Raw genomic sequence first — 19,724 nt, 5'->3', positions numbered from 1 at the left:
TTAACCTCGTCAGATTAGAATATATACGCTAAGTCTACGGTTGAATTTAGCGTGTGTATATGTATATACAAGTTAGTAATTTAATTAATTGACGCAGCTGCTGCTCAGCGCGTTTGACTCTGAACAGAATATTGGGATATCGCTATGCCAGTTTATTTTACCAAACGTGCTTTTTTACCTGATGGATGGGCAAATGACGTACAGATAACTGTCAATGAACAGGGCAACATTCAGCGCATTATGGCGGGCAGCAGCAGTACGGATTGCCAAATTCTCTCGGGGCCGATAGTGCCCGGCATGCCTAATCTGCATTCTCATGCTTTTCAGCGCATGATGTCCGGGTTAGCTGAGATTGCTGGCAACCCGCAGGACAGTTTTTGGACATGGCGAGATTTGATGTATCGATTAGTTCAGCAATTGACGCCAGAGCACGTCGGTGTGATTGCTCGTCAGTTGTATATCGAAATGTTAAAAGGTGGCTATACCCAAGTCGCAGAATTCCATTATTTGCATCATAGTCCTGACGGTAATCCATATAGTGATCCGGGGGAGATGACACTACACCTAAGCCAGGCGGCGCAAGAGGTCGGAATAGGGATGACCTTATTACCGGTATTGTACAGTTACGCTGGATTCGGTGGTCAACCCGCTCAACAAGGGCAGCGCCGTTTTATTCAAAACACAGAAAGCTATCTCAAGCAGCAGCAAGTTATCACTAAACAACTGGCGAATCAGCCCCTACAAAATCAAGGCTTGTGCTTTCATTCATTACGCGCTGTTGAGTTAAGTCAAATGCAGGAGATATTGCAGGCATCGGATAAACAGTTGCCAGTTCATATCCATATTGCTGAACAGCAAAAAGAGGTTAACGATTGTCTTGCCTGGAGTGGGCAACGGCCCGTGGAGTGGTTGTATGATCATGTGCCTGTCGACAGTCGTTGGTGCCTGGTTCATGCCACACACTTGGATGAGTCAGAACTTGTTCGATTGGCTAAAAGTCAGGCGGTAGCCGGATTATGCCCAACAACGGAAGCCAATTTGGGGGATGGCATTTTCCCGGCAGTAGATTATTTACAACATCATGGTCGCTGGGGGATAGGCTCCGATAGCCATGTTTCTTTGAGTGTAGTGGAGGAATTACGTTGGTTAGAATATGGGCAGCGCTTGCGTGATCAGCATCGTAATCGCCTGACTAATGAAAAGTATCCTGCGGTTGCCGATTTACTTTATACCCAGGCTTTAGCCGGAGGACAGCAAGTTTGCGGCAGTAATATTGGTCAGATAGCAGAAGGTTATCGTGCCGACTGGTTAGTTTTGGATGGCGATGATCCTTATATTGGTGGTACAGAATCTGCTTCTTTATTAAATCGATGGTTATTTGCGGGGGATAAATCGCAAATTCGGGATGTTTATGTGGCGGGCAACGCGGTAATAGTGGATAGATATCATCCCATGCAACAGCAAGCTGCGCAGGCTTTTCTGGCGGTACTAAAAGCCTGTCAACAGGAGGTCTGATGAGCTTTACCGTTTTTGATTTTGCCAGTTTACCGGTTAGCCGTTGGCGAAATGGTGGAGGTGAAACCCGCGAAATTGCATGTTGGCCAGTCGGGGGGGATGACTTTGCCTGGCGTGCCAGTATTGCGACGATTGAACAAGACGGCCCATTTTCAGTATTCCCCGATATTGACCGATCAATTACATTGCTCTCAGGTGAAGGGATAGTGCTCTCCAGCCCTCACTGGGAAGCCCATACCCTTTCAACCCCATTACAGCCTTTTGCTTTCCCTGGTGATATACCCATCCATGCTCATTTACTTGGGGGGAGCAGCCAGGATTTTAATATCATGACTCGCCGAGGTTGCTGGCAGGCTAGCGTAACATCTATTAGCTCACCGCAAGAACTTCCAGTCTCACATGGCGGATTAGTCTATGTCGTAAAGGGGGAATGGCATATCAGCCACACAGAAACGCATGAACTTAGTGCTTCGCAAGGATGTTGGTGGTTACCAGCCATTAAAGGTGGTCAATTACAGCCACTACTTCCTGATAGCTGTTTATTATGGGTTGATTTATTTCCCGAACGATAAAAACTAACCATTCACATTGCTGACAAGCCTCAATGATGTTGTCTCTCGTGGGGGATAGACAAAAGATCACAGTTTCTGCGCACAAGGATGGTGCGACACGAGGCTACAAAGGTGTAGTGCGTTAATGAGGGGTAAAACCTGTTGATTGATGACATTGTAATAATATAACATTACATTTTAATCAATCAATAGGAGTTGTTCATGCCAAAGAAATTGCACCACCTATCCATCGTTGCACTTAGTGTTTGTGTGTCCTTGACCAGTTTGAATTCATTTGCTCATGGCAAACATAGTCATAGTCATAGCCATGAGCATCAACAATCTGAAGCAGCACGGAAAGCAAGTGAAGGTATCTTTGCAGATAAAGACGTTAAAGATCGGCCACTCAGTGATTGGGATGGTGTATGGCAATCGGTTAATCCCTATCTGTTACAAGGTGATCTGGATCCAGTGCTGGCAGATAAAGCCAAAAAAAACAAAAATAAAACCCTTGAGGAGTACCGAGAATATTATAAAAAAGGCTATGCAACTGATATCACGATGATTGGTATTGAGAACAACACTATTGATTTCCATACCCCAGAAGCGGTTAACTCCTGCCAATACAGTTACTCTGGTTTTAAAATAATGCACTATGATTCAGGGAAGAAGGGGGTGCGCTATTTATATGAATGCAAAGATGCCAGTTCCAAAGCCCCGAAATATGTCCAATTCAGTGACCATATCATTGAGCCACAGAAATCCCAGCATTTTCATATCTATATGAGTAATGAATCACAAGAGAAGCTGCTGAAAGAAATGGATAACTGGCCAACCTTTTACCCGATAACGTTAGATAAAGGTGACATTGTCCACGAGATGTTGCATCACTAACAGCACTAAGGCTGCGTAAGTGAGTTGCGCGGCTTTAATTTTTTACCTGACGATAATGACACTCTTTTTCTTAATAGCCGAGTGACGTTATAGACATTAAAAATATATATTCCATAGCCAATCTAAGAATTAACTCACAAGCATATGGTATTAATTCTTAAATAACGTCCTCTTCTCCTAACTGAAAAGAATGGCAGAAGCCTTATCACTAATCTTTTTTTAATTTTTATTAAAATGACAAAAAGTATGTCGAAAAAAATGATGGCATTTCATTTATTACCTATTCTAAATTATTTTGTTAAACGACATGATGCCACTTGAAATGGGAAAATAAGGATACTCTTAGATTGTTGGTTTTACTTCTTTAAATACAATATAAATAACATGTGTAAAAACATAAATATAAGATCACTGTAGTATTTTATTTATTCATTTCTCATTCAAGTAACCAACTGATTAAATTGAATTTATTGTGTTTTGTTGGTTTTTTTTGACATGGATCTATTGATGATTCATTTATTTTACAAATCTATAATTATTAATTAACAACTGTTAAATTACATGTTTTTTTACGCACGTTTAATTGAAGGTGGAATAACCATCGCAATGAGACAAAATAATGCTATTTTGTCTCTCTTGTCGCTGCATTTTACAAAAATTAGAATTAAACCCCCTTTTTGTTATTTATTCCGCGTGATAGCATTTACTCGGTAACACACTCCTGAAATATAATAATTAACGTCATAAGTTAATTATTTAAATAATAACGCCCGAAATATGATGATAGCTGTTCTACTCGTTGAGATAAACTTATGCACGCAAACCGTTTGAAATTTAAAAAATCTATTTTAGCCATTTTATGTTTACCCTCTTTCGCATTTGCGCAGGTGGTATCAACACCAGTTATTGCCGTAGCAGGGCAAAATATCACTATCCCAACGGGAGACAGCATTCAGATTGCAATCGGTAATGCTATTTCGGCCAGTGGTGGTGGAGTTGTTGCTGGCACAGATGTTGAGGCTGGTACTAGCGCGAATGCCGTGGCTGTAAATGCCAGCGGTATGGGCTCGTTAATAACACTTGATGGCATGACGCTGCTTAATGGTGCACAAGGCGGTGCCTGGATGGATAACGGTGGGTTGGTTAAACTCGGCGGCAATACGATCATCAATACCGGTGGTAGCAACAATGGTGCAACCGGTATTTATGTTAATGGGGTCAATACACCGAGCGATACCTTTGGTTCCGGCATCACTATCAATATTGATGGAACACATAGTGACCAGAATGCCTGGACGGGGGTTCTGGTAGATGGGGCGGGTGCCAGTGCGGTATTTGATAACCTGAGGATACAAGGCGACTCCGCTGACATCGGCGTGCTAGCTCAGAGTGGTGCCAGCGCTAATTTGACTAACAGCAATATTACCATTAATGGTCATACGCCAACGAATTCACTCATTATTCCGCAGGACGGAACCTATTTTAATGGTTTAAGTGGGTTTGGTCTTGGGGCTCTCAATGGTGGCCATCTTACTGTTTCTGATAGTCATATCACCGTCAATTCATCTGCCACAGATAGTGCATATGGCATCTTTACCGGTGGTGGTAATGCAACGCTTAATCTGAGTGATTCGACCATTTCGATAATGGGAGCGAGCGCCAGTCGTGGTTACAAAAAAGTGGGTCTTATGACCAAAGCTGGCAGCACTGCCACAATCAATAACCTACACATTTTAACCGCAGTGGACCATTCTGACGGATTATATAATGGGGGCGGTAATCTCACTGCTGATGGATTGACGATTGTGGCCACCGGTAATCAATCGATTGGTGTTGTGTCAGCTTTCCCAATGGCAGTAACCAAGATTAGCAATGCCGATATCACCATGATGGGAGCAAATTCGATTGGGGTGGCAGTGTTCAATAGTGATATTGACCTTATTAATAGCAAAATTGCGGTACAAGGCAGTAACAGTTTGGGCATCTCCGCTGAAGTTAATGGCGACAACAGCAATATTAAGATGTCGGGTGGTGAGCTGACGAGTAGCGGTGCTGCAGTGCAGGTTGCCAGTGCGAATACACATATCGCTTTCACCGATGGGGTCGTTGTGACACCTGACAATGGAGTGTTACTTGATGTGCTGAGCGCCGGTAGTGTTGCCTTTAGCGCCGATAGCGGTGCAGTGCTAAATGGCGATATGCAGGCAACAACGGCTGGGAGTACTACTGTAACGCTGGGTAACAACGCGAGCTGGCATGGTTCGGCGCGTAATATCGCAAGTCTGGCAATGGACAATAATGCCAGTTGGACCGGCGCGGCAAATAGCACCGGTGCGGTATCAATGAACGGCGGCAGCCTGTGGCAGGTTATTGATGATTCAGATATTGCATCACTGGCGCTGAATGATTCAACGCTTGCCTTTAGTACACCGAATGCGGGCGTTTATAAAACCTTGACCATAAATGGTGATTATGCCGGTAGCAATAGTCAACTGATGCTGAATACTGAACTCGGTGATGATACTTCGGCCACGGACAAACTGGTGGTAAGAGGTGATACTTCGGGTCATACCGATGTTGTGATTAATAATATCGGCGGTCATGGTGCACAGACGGTTCAGGGCATTGAAATTGTTCAGGTTGATGGTAACTCGCAGGGAACATTTGCTAATAGTCAGCGTATTGTTGCCGGTTCTTATGATTATTTTGTTCGTTCTGGTAGCACTATTGATGGCGCTAATGCAAAAAACTGGTACTTAACCAGTGATTATGTACAGCAGGCACCAACTGATCCTAATATTCCAGTGTTGCCAACTGATCCGAATTTACCGACTGATCCGCGCACGATCCCAGATCCAACGGATACCTCAGGTCGAGGCGCAACACCTCGCACGGCGACAGTTCGCCCTGAAGCAGGCAGTTATATCGCTAATATGGCGGCTGCAACTAAATTGTTTAATTTGCGTCTGGAAGACCGTGCAGGGCATGCTGAAAACTCCAGTATCTGGCTACGTCAGCAAGGTGACCGTACCAAGTTTAATGATGCAACGGGCCAGATTAAAACCTCAATGAATAGCTATGTGATTCAGGGCGGGGGCGAAGTTGCCCAGATGCAGTTTGGTGATACAGACCGCTTAGGGGTTGGTTTGATGCTGGGTTATGGTGAATCAGATAGCAAAAGTGACTCAGGTAGAACCGGTTATCACTCTAAAGGGAATGTCGATGGCTACAGCGGCGGGGTTTACGCCACCTGGTATCAAAACGCAAAAAACCTGAATGGATGGTACATCGACAGTTGGCTGCAATACAGTAAACTGAAAGCGGAAGTGGACGGTGAGCAACTGTCAGGTGAGAAATATGATATCAATGGCCTGAGCGCATCAGTAGAGAGCGGTTATCGGATGCCGGTTTATCATGGTGAAAATGGTGATGTATTCGTGACACCTCAGGCGCAGGTTATCTGGAATGGCATCAAAGCTGATGACCATACCGAAACCAATGGCACTCATGTGACATCGAACGGAAATAACAATGTCCAGACCCGTTTGGGTGTGAAGCTCTCTCGTGACAGTGTTAGCGATATGGATAAAGGCAAAGATAAATTGTTTACCACCTACGTTGAAGCTAACTGGCTGCACAACACTGAGCAAGCTGGCACCGTAATGGATGGGGTTGTCATCCAGCAGGCGGGTAATTCTAACGTTGGCGAGTTGAAATTAGGGGCTGAAGGGCAACTGACTAAACACGTTAACTTATGGGCTAACGTTGCCCAGCAAATAGGTGATAAAGGTTATAGCGATACAGCACTAACAGTCGGATTTAAGTACGCTTTCTAATCTGTGATGCATAAAGGCCTGCCAAAAGGACAGGCAGGCCTCTTACCTCAGCCGCCACACTGGCGAGTGCCTGTTAAATCTCAAAGTGTGATATTTATAAAACATCCTTCCATTAAAATTGAAATTTTGTTTCCAAGTTGCTATGGTCTGCACAGTCAAGTCTAACTATCACACCCAATGGGTTAAAGCTCGTTGGCGCAACGGAGATAATAAATGAAAATCGCACTGATGATGGAAAACAGCCAGGCGGGTAAAAACGCAATCATCCTGAAAGAGCTGAACGCCGTAGCCTCAGAAAAAGCGTATCCGGTATATAACGTAGGTATGAGTGATGAGAACGACCATCACCTGACTTATATTCATCTGGGGATTATGGCCAGCATCCTGCTTAATGCTAAAGCCGTTGATTTTGTGGTCACAGGTTGCGGTACGGGCCAGGGTGCAATGATGTCATTGAACATTCATCCAGGTGTAGTGTGCGGCTATTGTATCGATCCAGCAGATGCTTTCCTGTTTGCTCAAATTAACAACGGTAATGCACTGTCGCTGCCATTCGCCAAAGGTTTTGGCTGGGGTGCTGAACTGAATGTGCGTTACATCTTTGAAAAAGCGTTCACTGGCGTGAAAGGTGAAGGCTACCCACTGGATCGTAAAGAGCCGCAAGTGCGTAACGCGGGTATTTTGAACCAGGTGAAAGCGGCTGTAGTAAAAGACAACTATCTGGACACACTGCGCGCTATCGATCCGGAATTGGTGAAAACAGCCGTGAGTGGCGAGCGTTTCCAGCAGTGTTTCTTTGATAACTGTCAGGTTGAAGAAATCAAAGCATTCGTGAAACAAATTCTGGCGTAATAATAGTAATAACTATCAAAAACAAGGCTTCTGACAAAGTTAATGAAGGGGAGACGTGCCGTTGGGATCGTAATGGCGTAGCCATTGAAGTGCCCCTAGGGATGGTCAACCCTTCACTCACTGAACGATAATAGCTTTGTCATTAACCTAAAAGGCTCCCGAACAGGAGCCTTTTATCTATCTGCGACAGCATAAGAACTTAATCAGCTAGCATTTAGGTGTTGTTCCTTGCGCGGGCAGATAGCGCAGTGGGTCAAGTGCAGTTGCCCGATAACGAATTTGGAAATGCAACATTAGGGTATCTGTTCCTGTACTCCCCATGGTAGCTATTTTCTGTCCAGCTTTAACATCCTGACCATTTTTCACCAGCATGGTGTCATTATGGGCGTAAGCGGTAATGAAATCCTCGCCGTGCTTAATCATGATGAGATTGCCATAGCCACGCAGTTGATTCCCGACATACACTACTTTTCCTTTGGCTGAAGCATAGACTGGCTGCCCGCGTTTACCCGCAATATCAATCCCTTTGTTGCCGCCATCGGCAGTAGAATATTTCGATATTATTTGGCCGCTAGTGGGCCAACGCCAACAACGGCTTGCACCAGGTGGCGGTGTCGATTTAGCCAGCGCAGTACTTGATGATTTGCGTTTAGTTGACGTCAGACGCCCTGTTGAACTCGAACTATCAAGCCGCAATTTCTGCCCAACTTCAAGCCGATAAGGGGGTTTTAGTTTGTTGATACGGGCAAGGTCACTGACTTCACTGTCACTGATCCAGGCTATAAAATAGAGGGTGTCGCCCTTTTTGACTGTGTAGGATTTATCACTGTAACTACCTTTTGGCAATTTGGCGTAGTCACGATCCGATTTATTTGAGCACCCAGCGACGAGCAAGATAGCCATTGCATATAGCGCCAACCGTGGCCACAACCGCATTCTGCTTCTTGTGTTCAAAACGTATCCTTTATTATCATGATTTCAATGACTCTCAGACACTTATCATAACATTGTAACAATAAGCGTCAAAAGCCAGAACAACGCTTATGGTCGCGATATTTATTTTGCCCGCATCAGGTTTGCTGGTGCGTATCACATGGCAAGGATTATTGAGCAACTGATAGTTTAGATATTCACATATGATTTTTCATATATATCGTTGATTTTATTTTTATGCACGGTATTCTAAGCCTGATATGTTCAGGAGAAAATAATGTTTTTAACGCCGCTGCAATTGTTCAAAAACTTATCTGATGAAACCCGTCTGGGTATAGTGCTGTTGCTCAAAGAACTCGGTGAACTGTGTGTTTGTGATCTCTGTACCGCTCTTAATGAACCCCAACCAAAGATATCACGCCATCTGGCTATGCTTAGAGATAGTGGGTTACTGCTAGATCGCAAACAAGGAAAATGGGTACATTATCGCCTCTCTCCACATATTCCTTCATGGGCAGCACAAGTCATAGATCAAGCCTGGTTAAGCCAACAGGATGAAGTCCAGAAGATGACACGCAACTTATCGACGGCGAATTGCACTTCCAACGATAAGAGAAGTTGTAGGTAATTTTTTTACCTTAACATATATGAAAAAACGAATGTGAATTATAAGGGCAAGCCCACAGATAGCATGGGTAGTTTACGAAATAACTTATCACATTAACAAATAGGGCCGTTTATACAGTCCTATGGGAGGTTTTATGTTGTTGGCAGGTGCAATATTTATCCTGACTATTGCTTTGGTTATTTGGCAACCTAAAGGATTAGGCATTGGGTGGAGTGCGACTTTGGGTGCAGCGCTGGCTTTAATGACCGGTGTAGTACAGGTTGTTGATATTCCGGTGGTCTGGAATATTGTCTGGAATGCGACTGCCACTTTTATTGCAGTGATAATCATTAGTTTGTTGCTTGATGAGTCAGGTTTTTTTGAATGGGCAGCATTGCATATTTCTCGTTGGGGGAGGGGACGCGGACGGTTATTATTTACTTATATTGTATTATTAGGGGCTGTAGTTGCGGCGCTGTTTGCGAACGATGGTGCTGCACTTATTCTGACGCCTATAGTAATTGCTATGTTGTTGGCGTTAGGCTTTAGTAAGGGGTCAACACTGGCGTTTGTTATGGCCGCTGGGTTTATTGCTGATACGGCCAGTTTGCCACTGATTGTGTCTAATTTAGTGAATATCGTCTCTGCTGATTTCTTTAAACTTGGCTTTGCTAAATATGCCTCTGTAATGATACCAGTAGATATCGTTGCTATTATCGCAACACTTATCATGTTGCATTTATTCTTTCGTAAGGATATTCCCGCTACTTACGAAATCTCCCGGCTAAAAGAACCAGGTAAAGCCATTAAAGATCCGGCGACATTCAAAACCGGTTGGATCGTTTTGATTTTGTTGTTGGCGGGTTTTTTTGTTCTGGAACCACTCGGCGTTCCAGTAAGCGCAATTGCTGCTGTTGGTGCAGTGACTCTATTCATGGTGGCAAAAAGAGGACATATAATTAATACCAGTAAGATTGTCCGCAATGCACCTTGGCAAATTGTGATTTTTTCGCTTGGGATGTATTTAGTGGTGTATGGCCTGCGCAATGCGGGGCTGACTGATTACCTTTCTGGTGTACTTGATCAACTGGCAGAACATGGACTGTGGGTTGCTACTTTTGGAACGGGATTTCTGACAGCATTTCTTTCTTCTATTATGAACAACATGCCGACAGTACTTGTTGGTGCCTTGTCTATTGATGGCAGTACGGCCTCTGGCACGATTAAGGAAGCTATGGTTTACGCCAACGTGATTGGCTGTGATTTAGGGCCAAAAATTACGCCAATCGGCAGTCTGGCCACTTTGCTCTGGCTGCATGTTTTATCACAGAAGAACATGAATATTAGCTGGGGATACTATTTCCGTACTGGAATTATCATGACCCTACCAATCTTGTTTGTCACGCTGGCTGCACTGGCATTGCGCCTTTCTATCACTTTGTAACGAGAAAGCATTATGAATAACGTGACCATTTATCACAACCCAGCCTGTGGAACATCCCGCAATACGTTGGCGCTTATTCGTAATTGTGGAACAGAACCCGCAATTATTTATTATCTGGAAACACCACCAAGCCGCGATGAGCTGGTTAAGCTGATTGCGGATATGGGAATAACTGTAAGAGGATTATTACGTAAGAACGTTGAGCCTTATGAGCAACAGGGATTGTCAGACGATATATTCACCGATGAGCAACTGATTGGTTTTATGCTGAGATATCCCATTCTTATTAACCGGCCTATTGTGGTGACCGCGATTGGGACTCGTTTATGTCGTCCGTCCGAAGTGGTTCTCGAGATTTTGCCAAGTGCACAATAAGTTATGTTAAATTAAAAGCCAGCATAACTGTGTGGGTATTAAGTATGATTTAGCGCAATAAGAATATTAGATTCTGAATCAAGAATTTCATTTTAATCTATTGATAAGTATTAATAATATTTAAGTAGTGTTGGTTTCCCTTCGCTATTGTATGCATATTTGATTTGGTTCGTATTCATAAATACGAAAGGCGTAGCCTCTCCTACATACATCGGGGGTCATACAGCCGCTGGTGCAGGGGGGTAATCTGTACCAGCGTAGTGGTGGTATTTATGTTCCTCGTATTACAGTTCCCGCCCGATAACCACGTTTAATGAAAGACTCAAATAGCGATAGAGATGCTGTGTCTGGTTCGCTCTCACTTCATCGATTTAAAATTCAATTAAAACAAATGGTTAAATTTAATTTATTTTTACCTAAATTTACATATATGCATGTTAATTGACTAAATTTAAATTAGTAAATACAAATCAGAGTGATAGGTGAGGTATATTTGCCATATAACTTTACATTCACATTTTATTTAGAATAATAGTTTATTATTAGATTGCTCCTACATCAATGTATGACTTTAAGGATTTTAAAAATTTCTTTATTAAGTTTCTTTATCTGGGATTAACTTATTAATTGGGTTTAAAACCCTACAATAAATAAATAGTCAGTCTAAAATTGTCATATATCACCATTTTCCCAGAACAAAATATGCTATGTTTTTGATTTGTTAGTCCAATCACCCACTCATGCTGTATTTACCAGATAAAAAAATCGAGTATAATTCTTTCAATAGTTTTTAAAGCTACATAACGTTACGTTCTTAAGGAGTGCGGGCAAATATAGTTTTCTTGCATCTATTAGATCTTAATATTAAAACTATTATTCTTTTTTATCAGTAAGTTGAGTTAGTGTGCGGCTCATAATTTTTTGATTATATTTATATTGATGACTTTTTGAATCATCAAGAGGTCAGACGTATTAACTCATAAAATATCATCAAGAAATGAAGAAAATCTCATTCATACATTAGCTATGTCTGGGGAGTAAGTAAGTGTTGAATGCTTATACATAGGTAATAAACCAATTTATGGGTTTATTTATCTATGGCTTTTATAACAACCAATTCCGAGTAATCGGGTATACCATTTAAATAAGGAAATATCATGCGTAAGAATTTATTAACTCTGGCTCCGGCTGCATTGTTGTTACTGGCTACTACTGGCGGTGCTCAGGCGGCTTCTAATGCCCAGATGACTATCACGGCCAACGTGGTTGCAGCGACGTGTGACGTCAGCCTGTCTACCAATAATCTGGATCTGGGTAACTACACACGTAGCGAATTTACTTCTGTCGCCACACCGATTGCTGCCAGCGTTAAGCCTTTCACTGTTGGTCTGAACAACTGTCAGGACCCATTGGCTGCTGGTGATACCGCGGGTTTGGTAGTAACAGGTCAGACACTGGGCGGTAACCCGAACATGTTTAACACCACCGGCACCAACACCGGCATCATGCTGAGCAAGGTCGCTACTCCGACTGCTTTTATCAACAACAATGACAAACTGATCGTTGCGACCGCCGGTTCTACACCTGCGGCAGGTGATTTCAATACCAAGACTCTGAGCTTACAAGCTGGTCTGGCTTCAACCTCTGCAACAGCAGCAGATATTGGTGCTGTTAGCGCACCTATCCTGTTCAGCTTTGCCTACAACTGATTTATCTCTGTTCTCAAGCGGGCATTATTGCCCGCTTTTTTTATCCCACAGGAGCCGTAGAATGCCCCGTTTCTTCCCTATTTTTTCCTTGATACTGCCCTTACTTGTCTCGCCTTTCGTGGCACAGGCGGAAGGATTTGGTATCAACGCCACCCGGCTGATTTATCCTCAGGGTGCCCCCAGTATTAGTGTGACAGTTCGTAATACTTTGGCTGCAACACCTTATCTGGTGCAAACCGGAATAAGCCGTATGCAGCATAAATATGAAGCGGCACCGTTTTCGGTTACGCCACCGCTATTTCGTCTGGAAGCGGGCAGCACTAACCAAATTCGTATCGTGGCTCAAAACGTGAATGTGCCAAATAACCATGAGTCAGTATTCTTTTTTCATGCCAGCGCTATTCCAGCCAGCACCATGCCTGAGTCGGGTAATCAACGAGCAGGCGTCAGTGGGACAGTGCAATTTGGCGTCGGTAATATTATCAAGTTGTTTTACCGCCCGTCAGGATTGCCATCGTCATCCGCCGCAGCACAGCGGGATCTGCAATTTTCCCGGGTAAAAGACGGTATTAAAGTCAGCAACAATTCACCGTATTTTGTCAGTTTTGCCAGCCTTAAAATAGGTGATCAGGCCGCCAAACTCGATAGCCCTGCAGCATTGATGATCGCGCCATTTAGTCATCATACCTACCCAAGTTCAGTCACCACCGGCAAGGTTCAGTGGCAGACGATCAATGACGAAGGGGGCATTAATGTCTTCAATCAGACTCTGCCGTAACCTCTCTTTATTTGCCATCGTCCTCGGGTTGCAAGGGCTGTTTGCAGCCCCGCTATCTGCGGTGACGCTCAATTTCTCGGCGGTACTGAACCCGGGGACTTGCACTTTAAGCCTGAATAAAAGCGTCCTGTCACTGGGCCCGATTGCTCAATCTCAACTCACCGCTAATGCGTTGGTGAGAGCCGAGCCTTTCACTCTTAATGTGCAAGCCTGTAGCGGTACTCATCCCAGTTTTACGCCAGTGGTGAATGTCAGTGGTGAAGGGATGATTCAGAGCGGTAAGTGGTTGTTTCGTAGCAGTGATTCTGTCGCCAGTGGTATGGGGGTGATGTTGGTAAAAACAGAGACACCCCCTAATTACAATCAACTCGAAGTCAAGAATGGTGACGATATCCCACTGGCAGCCACAGGGGTAAATCCAGTTAACCAGAGCATCACGTTTTATGCCGGTGTGACCTGCGGCAACGCTGCAGAGTGCGGCAATCTACAACCTGGTGAATTGAACGCCCGGGTGCTCTTTAATCTTGTTTATCGCTGAGGTCACTATGCTACCGGTTCGCGCCTCCTTGCCAGCCAGAATCAGCGTATTTTTGCTACTGCTGCTGGCAACTGAAAATACCATTGCAGCCAATGTGGGCGGTATCAGCCTGAGCCAGACGCGCATGGTGTTTTTGGCGACGGACAAAGCCCAGACGCTGACCGTAAAAAACAGTGATAACCAAACCTATCTTATTCAGAGTCGGGTGCAACGTAATCTTGATGATACTGCATCAGCTCCTTTTATTATCACGCCGCCGCTTTTTCCATTGCGCGCTGATAACCGTCAGTTGCTGCGTATTTTGCCGCAGGATACCGCGGGCCTGCCCACTGATCGTGAGTCGCTGTTTTACCTCTCGGTAGTCGGTATTCCGGCACAAACAGAACAGAACAGTGCCAGCAATCAGGTCTCTATGGGGCTGCGCTTTATGATTAAGCTGTTTTATCGCCCAACGGGTCTGGCTGTTTCTCAAGATACCGCCGCTTGTGGCCTGGAGTTCAACGCGACAGCTCAAGGCGTGCGCGTGAACAATCCAACACCTTACTACCAGACGCTGGGGCAACTGGTGCTGAATCACACCACTATCGATTTGGATAACCAACCCTCAATGGTGGCCCCGATGAGTACTGCGACTTATTCAGTCTCCGCGCCCGTGACACAAGCTAAATGGCAAACCATCAATGATTTCGGTGGGTTATCGACTCAATGTCAGCAAGCAGTGTCGTCAATCAAGGAAACATCATGAGTTTTGTCTTTCCCAAATACCTCATTGCTTTTGGGCTGTGTTTACTCACTCTTTTTTCTGGCTTTGCGGCTGCCCAAACGGCCCCCAATAAGCCGGGGATTTCGTTTTACGTGTTGCGGGTTATCTATCCTGAGACCGAGAAAAAAGGCGTCAGCCTGACGGCCTATAACAAAAGTGCCGCGCCGTACTTAATGCAGTCCTGGATACAACCTGTCGATCCCATTACTGGTGATGTGAATATGACGAGTACGGATCAGGGGGCGATGCCCTTTATCGTCACACCGCCACTGGCTCGGTTGGAAGCGAATAGTGAACTGACATTGCGCATCCGACGTAATGGTGAACCGCTGCCGACAGATCGTGAATCGGTGTTTTTTATCTCAATGAAAGCCATTCCAGCGCAGCAAGAGACTGACAAGGGTGCGCAAGCCGGGCAGATGGCGCTCACCGTGGTGAGCAATATGAAAGTCTTCTACCGGCCTGAAGGATTGGCTAAACGAGCGGTAGCCGATGTGTCGTCACAACTGAGTTTTCGTCGTGAAGGCAATGTGCTGATTGCAGACAATCCGACACCTTACTGGCTGACTTTTTCCAGGCTTCACGTCGGGACTCGCGAAATGGATAAAGCCCAGCTTCGATTGATGGTTCCGCCTAAAGGTCAGCGCCAGTACCGCTTGCCAGAAGGTGCCACCGGCAATGTGAGCTGGCAGTTAATTGATGAAGATGGTTGGGATACACCTTTCAATCATCAAAATTTGTAGTCCTTTGATATGACCTCTGACCTTTGTAATGGATAGAAGAAAAATGAAAATCCACCACGCTGAATTAACAATATTGCCATCGTTGGTCGGCGTTGCTTTCCTGACAGCAACGACGCCTGCGAGTGCGCGGGATTACTTTGACCCTGGTTTGCTGGCGCTGACCGGCGGGCAATCTGCTACTACAGATTTGAGTGCTTTTGAGACTGCAGGCCAGATCCCTGCGGGAAGTTACCTGGTGACACTGTTTGTCAATCAGGTGGATTTAGGCCAGCACCAGGTGATGTTTAAAGCCGATAAACAAGGGAAAGTGGAGCCGGAATTAACCCCTGCATTTCTGCATGAGATGGGGGTAAATACTCAGGCGTTGCCCGCTTTTGTCGGATTGCCGCCGGATGTTGCTATCGACAATATCAATGAGCTGATCCCCGAGGCACGCGTCCGGTTTGATTTTGCGCAGCAACGGCTGGAACTCAGCATTCCACAGATAGCTATGCAGGCTAATACCCAAGGTGCAGTTGATCCCGCCTTATGGGATCAGGGCGTTCCGGCCCTGCTGCTGAATTACAGCGCCAACGGAGGGCGCAACTGGCAGGATGGTCAATACGACGGCGGGAATACGGTACAAACCAACCTGTTTGCCAGTGTGCGCGGTGGGTTGAACTGGCAGGCATGGCGGCTGCGCAGTGATATGACTTACACCTACAACGAGAGTCGTGGTGGCAATAGCGACAGTCAGAACAACCAGCAAACCCAGTTTTCCAACACTTATCTGCAACGGGATATCGCCGCTCTGCGTTCAGAAATATTAGTGGGGGAGAGTAATACCGAAAACGACGTTTTCGACAGTATCCCGTTCCGTGGCATCAAGCTCAATTCCAGTGACGATATGCTGCCGATTAGTCTGCGCGGCTTTGCTCCGGTCATCTCCGGTATTGCGCAAAGTAACGCTCGGGTCACTATCAGTCAGAACGGCAATGTGGTGTATCAGACCTTTGTGGCTCCGGGGCCTTTTCGTATCAATGACCTGTTCCAGACTGGGCAGGGCGGTGACCTGACGGTAACTATCACCGAAACTGATGGCACCGTTCGTACACAAACAGTGGCGTTGTCATCTCTGCCAGTGATGCGCCGCCCCGGGAGCCTCAAATATGAGCTCACCACCGGGCGCTATAACGGCGGGATCACCACTGGTTCGAAAGAATCCGATTTTGTGCTCGGCACATTAATCTATGGCCTGCCTTACGACGTCACCTTGTATGGCGGCGGGCTGGTGGCGCAGGACTATGCCTCTATGGTCGCCGGTAGCGGTGTGTCATTGGGGAGTTTCGGCGCGCTGTCGGCGGATATCACCACCTCAAGCACCACGCTGGCCGGTCAAGATGGCCGCCAGCAAGGCAGTTCTTATCGGATTCGTTATGCCAAGAGTCTGCTGGAAACCGGCACCTCAATAGATCTGGCGGCTTATCGCTATTCCACCCGCCATTATTACAGTTTTTCCGATTTTAACAGTCAGGGCTATCAGCTCAGTGAGGGGCAGGTGCCTTGGGCGCTTGAGCGGCAACGCTCTAATTTCCAGGTGCAGCTCAATCAGCAACTGGGGTCATGGGGTTCAACCTATTTGTCATTACAACGCAATGATTTTTGGGGTAATGACAAAGTGATGAATACGGTATCGGCTGGCTATAACGGCAGCTACCGTGGTGTGAGTTATGGGCTGGCTTACAGCATTAATCGGGTCAAAGGCGAGGGTGACTGGCCGGAAGACCGCCAATTATCGCTGAATATGCAGGTTCCTTTGAACCTGTTTAGTCAGGCTCAGTCTGCCAGTCGCAGTTATGCCCGTTACCAGATGACCCATAATAATCAGGGGCAGGTACAACAGCAGGCCGGTATCAGCGGCAGCGCGTTGGATGATCGTCTCTCTTATAGCGCGATGCAAGGCTGGTCAAATGGCAATACTCCGAGCACCAGCTCGTTGAATGCCGGTTATCAGGGCAGCAAAGGCATGGCCAATATGGGTTACAGCTATGGCAGCCAATCGCGCTCATTAAATATGGGCGGCAATGGTGCGGTGGTAGTCCATCCGGGCGGCGTGACACTCAGCCAGATGTTGGGCAGTTCGGCCGCCATTGTGAGTGCGCCGGGGGCGGGTGGCGTGAGTGTGATGAACGGCAATGTGCGCACTGACAGCCGTGGCTATGCGGTGGTGCCTTACTTGTCGAACTACCAAAACAACAGCATCAGTTTGAACCCGACCACCTTGCCGGATGATGTCGATATCACGCACTCCAGTTTGAATGTCTATCCGACCAAAGGGGCGGTGGTGATGGCGAACTTTGCCACCCGCGTCGGTTATCAGGCGCTGGTCACCTTGCAACAAGGCAATCAGCCACTGCCTTTCGGGGCGCTGGTGACAGTTGATAACGCCAGTGATGGCAAAACCAATACCGGTATTGTCGGTGATAACGGGCAGGTGTACCTGAGCGGATTGCCGGAAAAAGGCCAGTTGCAGGTGAAGTGGGGCAGCAGTGCCGAACAACAGTGCCGGGCGGTATTTAATCTAAATAAAGTTGAAGCGCCATCAGCCAATAACCCAATACGCACAGTGACCGCTCGCTGTGAGGGAGCATAAATATGCGCCTGACATTATCAGTTACTGAAAACAGCACGGAATATGATCGAATGAAAACACCAACAATAAATGGCCAAATATATCGAAAAGGGTATTTATACCTGCTAACGCTATTACTCGTTTTAATGGGCATAACTCAGTCGGTTAGGGCCGAGACTATTACTATTGGTAAGGGCAGCGGTATTATTTGGGAAGGGATGCCTTTCAATGAGACATTATCTGGGCCGCTAGATAGTCCGCGGTTTACTTCGAGTTATTCATTATTAAGTATTTCTAATAGATTTGGGGTCTGTGCGCTGAACAACGTACTTACCAACATCGGTGGTTATAAGGCATTACAAATAGCGCCGGGGGTGGGATTAATTCCTCGGGCGAGTGGGGCCGTGAGCTACGTACGATACGATGGAACGCCTGATAGCATTACCGGAACCATTGGTTTACCCGAGACTAAGGGTAAGGTAGCCAGCGGTATGACGGTGTACAGTCCAACTGGATTAGAGTGGTGTTTACCGCCATCATTTTCCGATAGCGGAAGTTTTTATAAGGCTGATGCTGAGCGAATTGCCCAACTCGCAGGGACATGGGTATTGGTTGCTGACGGGACTCAAGTGAGCAGTGAAGCCATTATACCTGCAATGTATTTTGGTAGTTTTTCTTATGTTTCTTCGGGAGATAGGGGCGTCACTATTTTACCGCCAAGTATTACATTACGTATCTCGACATTGGAATGTACCGTCTCAACACCGACGATGATTAATTTTGGTAGCGTCGAACGCCTGACGCAGGTGGGAGCCGAGTTAGCCACTTATTCTTCTCCTATAATGACTGCTTGTTCGCAAGCATCTGACCGAATAAATGCCAATATCAACCTGCAATTCAGAGCATTAACCAGTTTATACGAAAATCAACCGACCCGTTTGGCGCTGGCGCAAGGAGGTGGTTATATCACTGGCGAAATTAATAATGGAGTGACGGGCAGCGGTGTATGTACTGGCACCAGTGGGCTGCCTTTTGATAACTCGGTGGTTAAAATAGGTAATATTCTGGCGACTGAAGCAACCAAAGTTATCAATAATCAACTGACCTGGCGTTTATGCTCTGGTGGCACGAGTTTACCCATTGGGAATGTAACGGCATCGGCAGAAATGCTGGTGACATTTAATTAACTATCGCACCTGTTTATTGTTGGAGATGATCTTTAGCAACAGCTTAAATGGATATAAAACTCACATTTGAGCTGTTCAACAAAATCAATATGCTTTTCCGCCAGAACCATTCTTTGGGTTGTAATAATACATTGCTCTCTGTATTGCCATATTTAAAATTCAACAATTGAGCTAATGCATGTCTAATATAATAATATTCAGTAAATATGATCTAATTAGATATTTTTTTAATGATGTGATATCTGGTATCCTTGATAATGAAAGTAATGAATTTCATTCTTCAATTACTATTTGCGCATCACTATCAGAGCTTCATAAGTTAATTTCAGTTATTGATAATGCACGAATAATTTTTGACGCCGATAATATAAGTAAATTAGATTTGCTT

The 19,724-nt window shown here is 45.5% G+C and carries 15 protein-coding genes and 2 pseudogenes; 16 read left to right on the top strand and 1 reads right to left on the bottom strand.

Features of this window, described 5'->3' with window-relative positions; genetic code table 11:
- Positions 1 to 144 precede the first annotated feature (144 nt).
- From FTB31_RS06745 to FTB31_RS06725, 5 genes are all read left to right on the top strand, one after another.
- On the top strand, positions 145 to 1,515 hold the full coding sequence (locus FTB31_RS06745; protein WP_050075440.1) for a formimidoylglutamate deiminase: 1,371 nt from the start codon (positions 145 to 147) through the stop codon (positions 1,513 to 1,515).
- Positions 1,515 to 2,087, top strand: a complete 573-nt coding sequence (locus FTB31_RS06740; protein ID WP_050075441.1) for a HutD/Ves family protein — start codon at positions 1,515 to 1,517, stop codon at positions 2,085 to 2,087. The genes FTB31_RS06745 and FTB31_RS06740 overlap by 1 nt, the downstream gene beginning before the upstream one ends.
- Before the next feature lie 201 nt (positions 2,088 to 2,288).
- Positions 2,289 to 2,960: a metal-binding protein ZinT gene (gene zinT / locus FTB31_RS06735; protein ID WP_050075442.1), complete on the top strand. Its 672-nt coding sequence runs from the start codon at positions 2,289 to 2,291 to the stop codon at positions 2,958 to 2,960.
- Positions 2,961 to 3,772: 812 nt separating this feature from the next.
- Complete coding sequence (locus FTB31_RS06730) at positions 3,773 to 6,796, top strand: autotransporter outer membrane beta-barrel domain-containing protein (protein WP_227731237.1); 3,024 nt, start codon at positions 3,773 to 3,775, stop codon at positions 6,794 to 6,796.
- Between the two features lie 213 nt (positions 6,797 to 7,009).
- Positions 7,010 to 7,648 carry an RpiB/LacA/LacB family sugar-phosphate isomerase gene (locus FTB31_RS06725; protein ID WP_050075443.1) on the top strand — a complete coding sequence of 213 codons (639 nt, stop codon included), beginning with the start codon at positions 7,010 to 7,012 and terminating at the stop codon, positions 7,646 to 7,648.
- A gap of 207 nt (positions 7,649 to 7,855) precedes the next feature.
- On the opposite strand, the gene actS is transcribed toward FTB31_RS06725, so the two are convergent.
- Complete coding sequence (actS, locus tag FTB31_RS06720; protein ID WP_175628117.1) at positions 7,856 to 8,584, bottom strand: amidase activator ActS; 729 nt, start codon at positions 8,582 to 8,584, stop codon at positions 7,856 to 7,858.
- 274 nt (positions 8,585 to 8,858) lie between these two features.
- Between actS and FTB31_RS06715 the strand changes: the two genes are divergently transcribed.
- The 11 genes and pseudogenes from FTB31_RS06715 to FTB31_RS06665 form a co-directional block, all read left to right on the top strand.
- Complete coding sequence (locus FTB31_RS06715; protein WP_050075445.1) at positions 8,859 to 9,209, top strand: transcriptional regulator; 351 nt, start codon at positions 8,859 to 8,861, stop codon at positions 9,207 to 9,209.
- Between the two features lie 133 nt (positions 9,210 to 9,342).
- The gene (locus FTB31_RS06710; protein WP_050075446.1) at positions 9,343 to 10,632 is read left to right on the top strand and encodes an arsenic transporter; all 1,290 of its coding nucleotides are present in this window, start codon (positions 9,343 to 9,345) and stop codon (positions 10,630 to 10,632) included.
- Positions 10,633 to 10,644: 12 nt separating this feature from the next.
- Positions 10,645 to 11,004, top strand: a pseudogene (gene arsC, locus FTB31_RS06705) (arsenate reductase (glutaredoxin)); the annotation flags it as partial.
- A gap of 1,160 nt (positions 11,005 to 12,164) precedes the next feature.
- Entirely contained in the window at positions 12,165 to 12,716 is a 552-nt protein-coding gene (locus tag FTB31_RS06700; RefSeq protein ID WP_077175420.1) for a fimbrial protein, read from the top strand.
- A 61-nt stretch (positions 12,717 to 12,777) separates the two neighbouring features.
- Positions 12,778 to 13,494, top strand: a complete 717-nt coding sequence (locus tag FTB31_RS06695) for a fimbrial biogenesis chaperone (RefSeq protein ID WP_077295230.1) — start codon at positions 12,778 to 12,780, stop codon at positions 13,492 to 13,494.
- On the top strand, positions 13,469 to 14,032 hold the full coding sequence (locus FTB31_RS06690; RefSeq protein ID WP_077295229.1) for a fimbrial protein: 564 nt from the start codon (positions 13,469 to 13,471) through the stop codon (positions 14,030 to 14,032). Before FTB31_RS06695 ends, FTB31_RS06690 begins: the two co-directional genes overlap by 26 nt.
- Positions 14,019 to 14,777: a fimbrial biogenesis chaperone gene (locus FTB31_RS06685; protein WP_227731236.1), complete on the top strand. Its 759-nt coding sequence runs from the start codon at positions 14,019 to 14,021 to the stop codon at positions 14,775 to 14,777. The genes FTB31_RS06690 and FTB31_RS06685 overlap by 14 nt, the downstream gene beginning before the upstream one ends.
- Positions 14,774 to 15,538 carry a fimbrial biogenesis chaperone gene (locus tag FTB31_RS06680; protein WP_077175416.1) on the top strand — a complete coding sequence of 255 codons (765 nt, stop codon included), beginning with the start codon at positions 14,774 to 14,776 and terminating at the stop codon, positions 15,536 to 15,538. The genes FTB31_RS06685 and FTB31_RS06680 overlap by 4 nt, the downstream gene beginning before the upstream one ends.
- A 43-nt stretch (positions 15,539 to 15,581) precedes the next feature.
- The gene (locus FTB31_RS06675; RefSeq protein ID WP_077295227.1) at positions 15,582 to 18,170 is read left to right on the top strand and encodes a fimbria/pilus outer membrane usher protein; all 2,589 of its coding nucleotides are present in this window, start codon (positions 15,582 to 15,584) and stop codon (positions 18,168 to 18,170) included.
- Between the two features lie 383 nt (positions 18,171 to 18,553).
- Positions 18,554 to 19,336, top strand: a complete 783-nt coding sequence (locus tag FTB31_RS06670) for a hypothetical protein (protein WP_227722922.1) — start codon at positions 18,554 to 18,556, stop codon at positions 19,334 to 19,336.
- Between the two features lie 178 nt (positions 19,337 to 19,514).
- Positions 19,515 to 19,724 (top strand): annotated as a pseudogene (locus FTB31_RS06665) (response regulator transcription factor); the annotation flags it as partial.

The organism is Yersinia proxima (genome assembly GCF_902170785.1).
Lineage (GTDB): Bacteria > Pseudomonadota > Gammaproteobacteria > Enterobacterales > Enterobacteriaceae > Yersinia > Yersinia proxima.
Note: the sequence above shows the minus strand (reverse complement) of the source record. Positions and strands in the feature narration are given on the sequence as shown.

What these genes read in the sequence shown, in the direction of transcription:
- FTB31_RS06740 (WP_050075441.1), top strand. Translation starts at nt 1,515, where the DNA reads ATGAGCTTTACCGTTTTTGATTTTGCCAGTTTACCGGTTAGCCGTTGG.
- FTB31_RS06730 (WP_227731237.1), top strand. Translation starts at nt 3,773, where the DNA reads ATGCACGCAAACCGTTTGAAATTTAAAAAATCTATTTTAGCCATTTTA.
- actS (WP_175628117.1), bottom strand. Translation starts at nt 8,584, where the DNA reads ATGCGGTTGTGGCCACGGTTGGCGCTATATGCAATGGCTATCTTGCTC.
- FTB31_RS06715 (WP_050075445.1), top strand. Translation starts at nt 8,859, where the DNA reads ATGTTTTTAACGCCGCTGCAATTGTTCAAAAACTTATCTGATGAAACC.
- FTB31_RS06680 (WP_077175416.1), top strand. Translation starts at nt 14,774, where the DNA reads ATGAGTTTTGTCTTTCCCAAATACCTCATTGCTTTTGGGCTGTGTTTA.
- FTB31_RS06725 (WP_050075443.1), top strand. Translation starts at nt 7,010, where the DNA reads ATGAAAATCGCACTGATGATGGAAAACAGCCAGGCGGGTAAAAACGCA.
- FTB31_RS06710 (WP_050075446.1), top strand. Translation starts at nt 9,343, where the DNA reads ATGTTGTTGGCAGGTGCAATATTTATCCTGACTATTGCTTTGGTTATT.
- FTB31_RS06695 (WP_077295230.1), top strand. Translation starts at nt 12,778, where the DNA reads ATGCCCCGTTTCTTCCCTATTTTTTCCTTGATACTGCCCTTACTTGTC.
- FTB31_RS06690 (WP_077295229.1), top strand. Translation starts at nt 13,469, where the DNA reads ATGTCTTCAATCAGACTCTGCCGTAACCTCTCTTTATTTGCCATCGTC.
- FTB31_RS06700 (WP_077175420.1), top strand. Translation starts at nt 12,165, where the DNA reads ATGCGTAAGAATTTATTAACTCTGGCTCCGGCTGCATTGTTGTTACTG.
- FTB31_RS06675 (WP_077295227.1), top strand. Translation starts at nt 15,582, where the DNA reads ATGAAAATCCACCACGCTGAATTAACAATATTGCCATCGTTGGTCGGC.
- zinT (WP_050075442.1), top strand. Translation starts at nt 2,289, where the DNA reads ATGCCAAAGAAATTGCACCACCTATCCATCGTTGCACTTAGTGTTTGT.
- FTB31_RS06745 (WP_050075440.1), top strand. Translation starts at nt 145, where the DNA reads ATGCCAGTTTATTTTACCAAACGTGCTTTTTTACCTGATGGATGGGCA.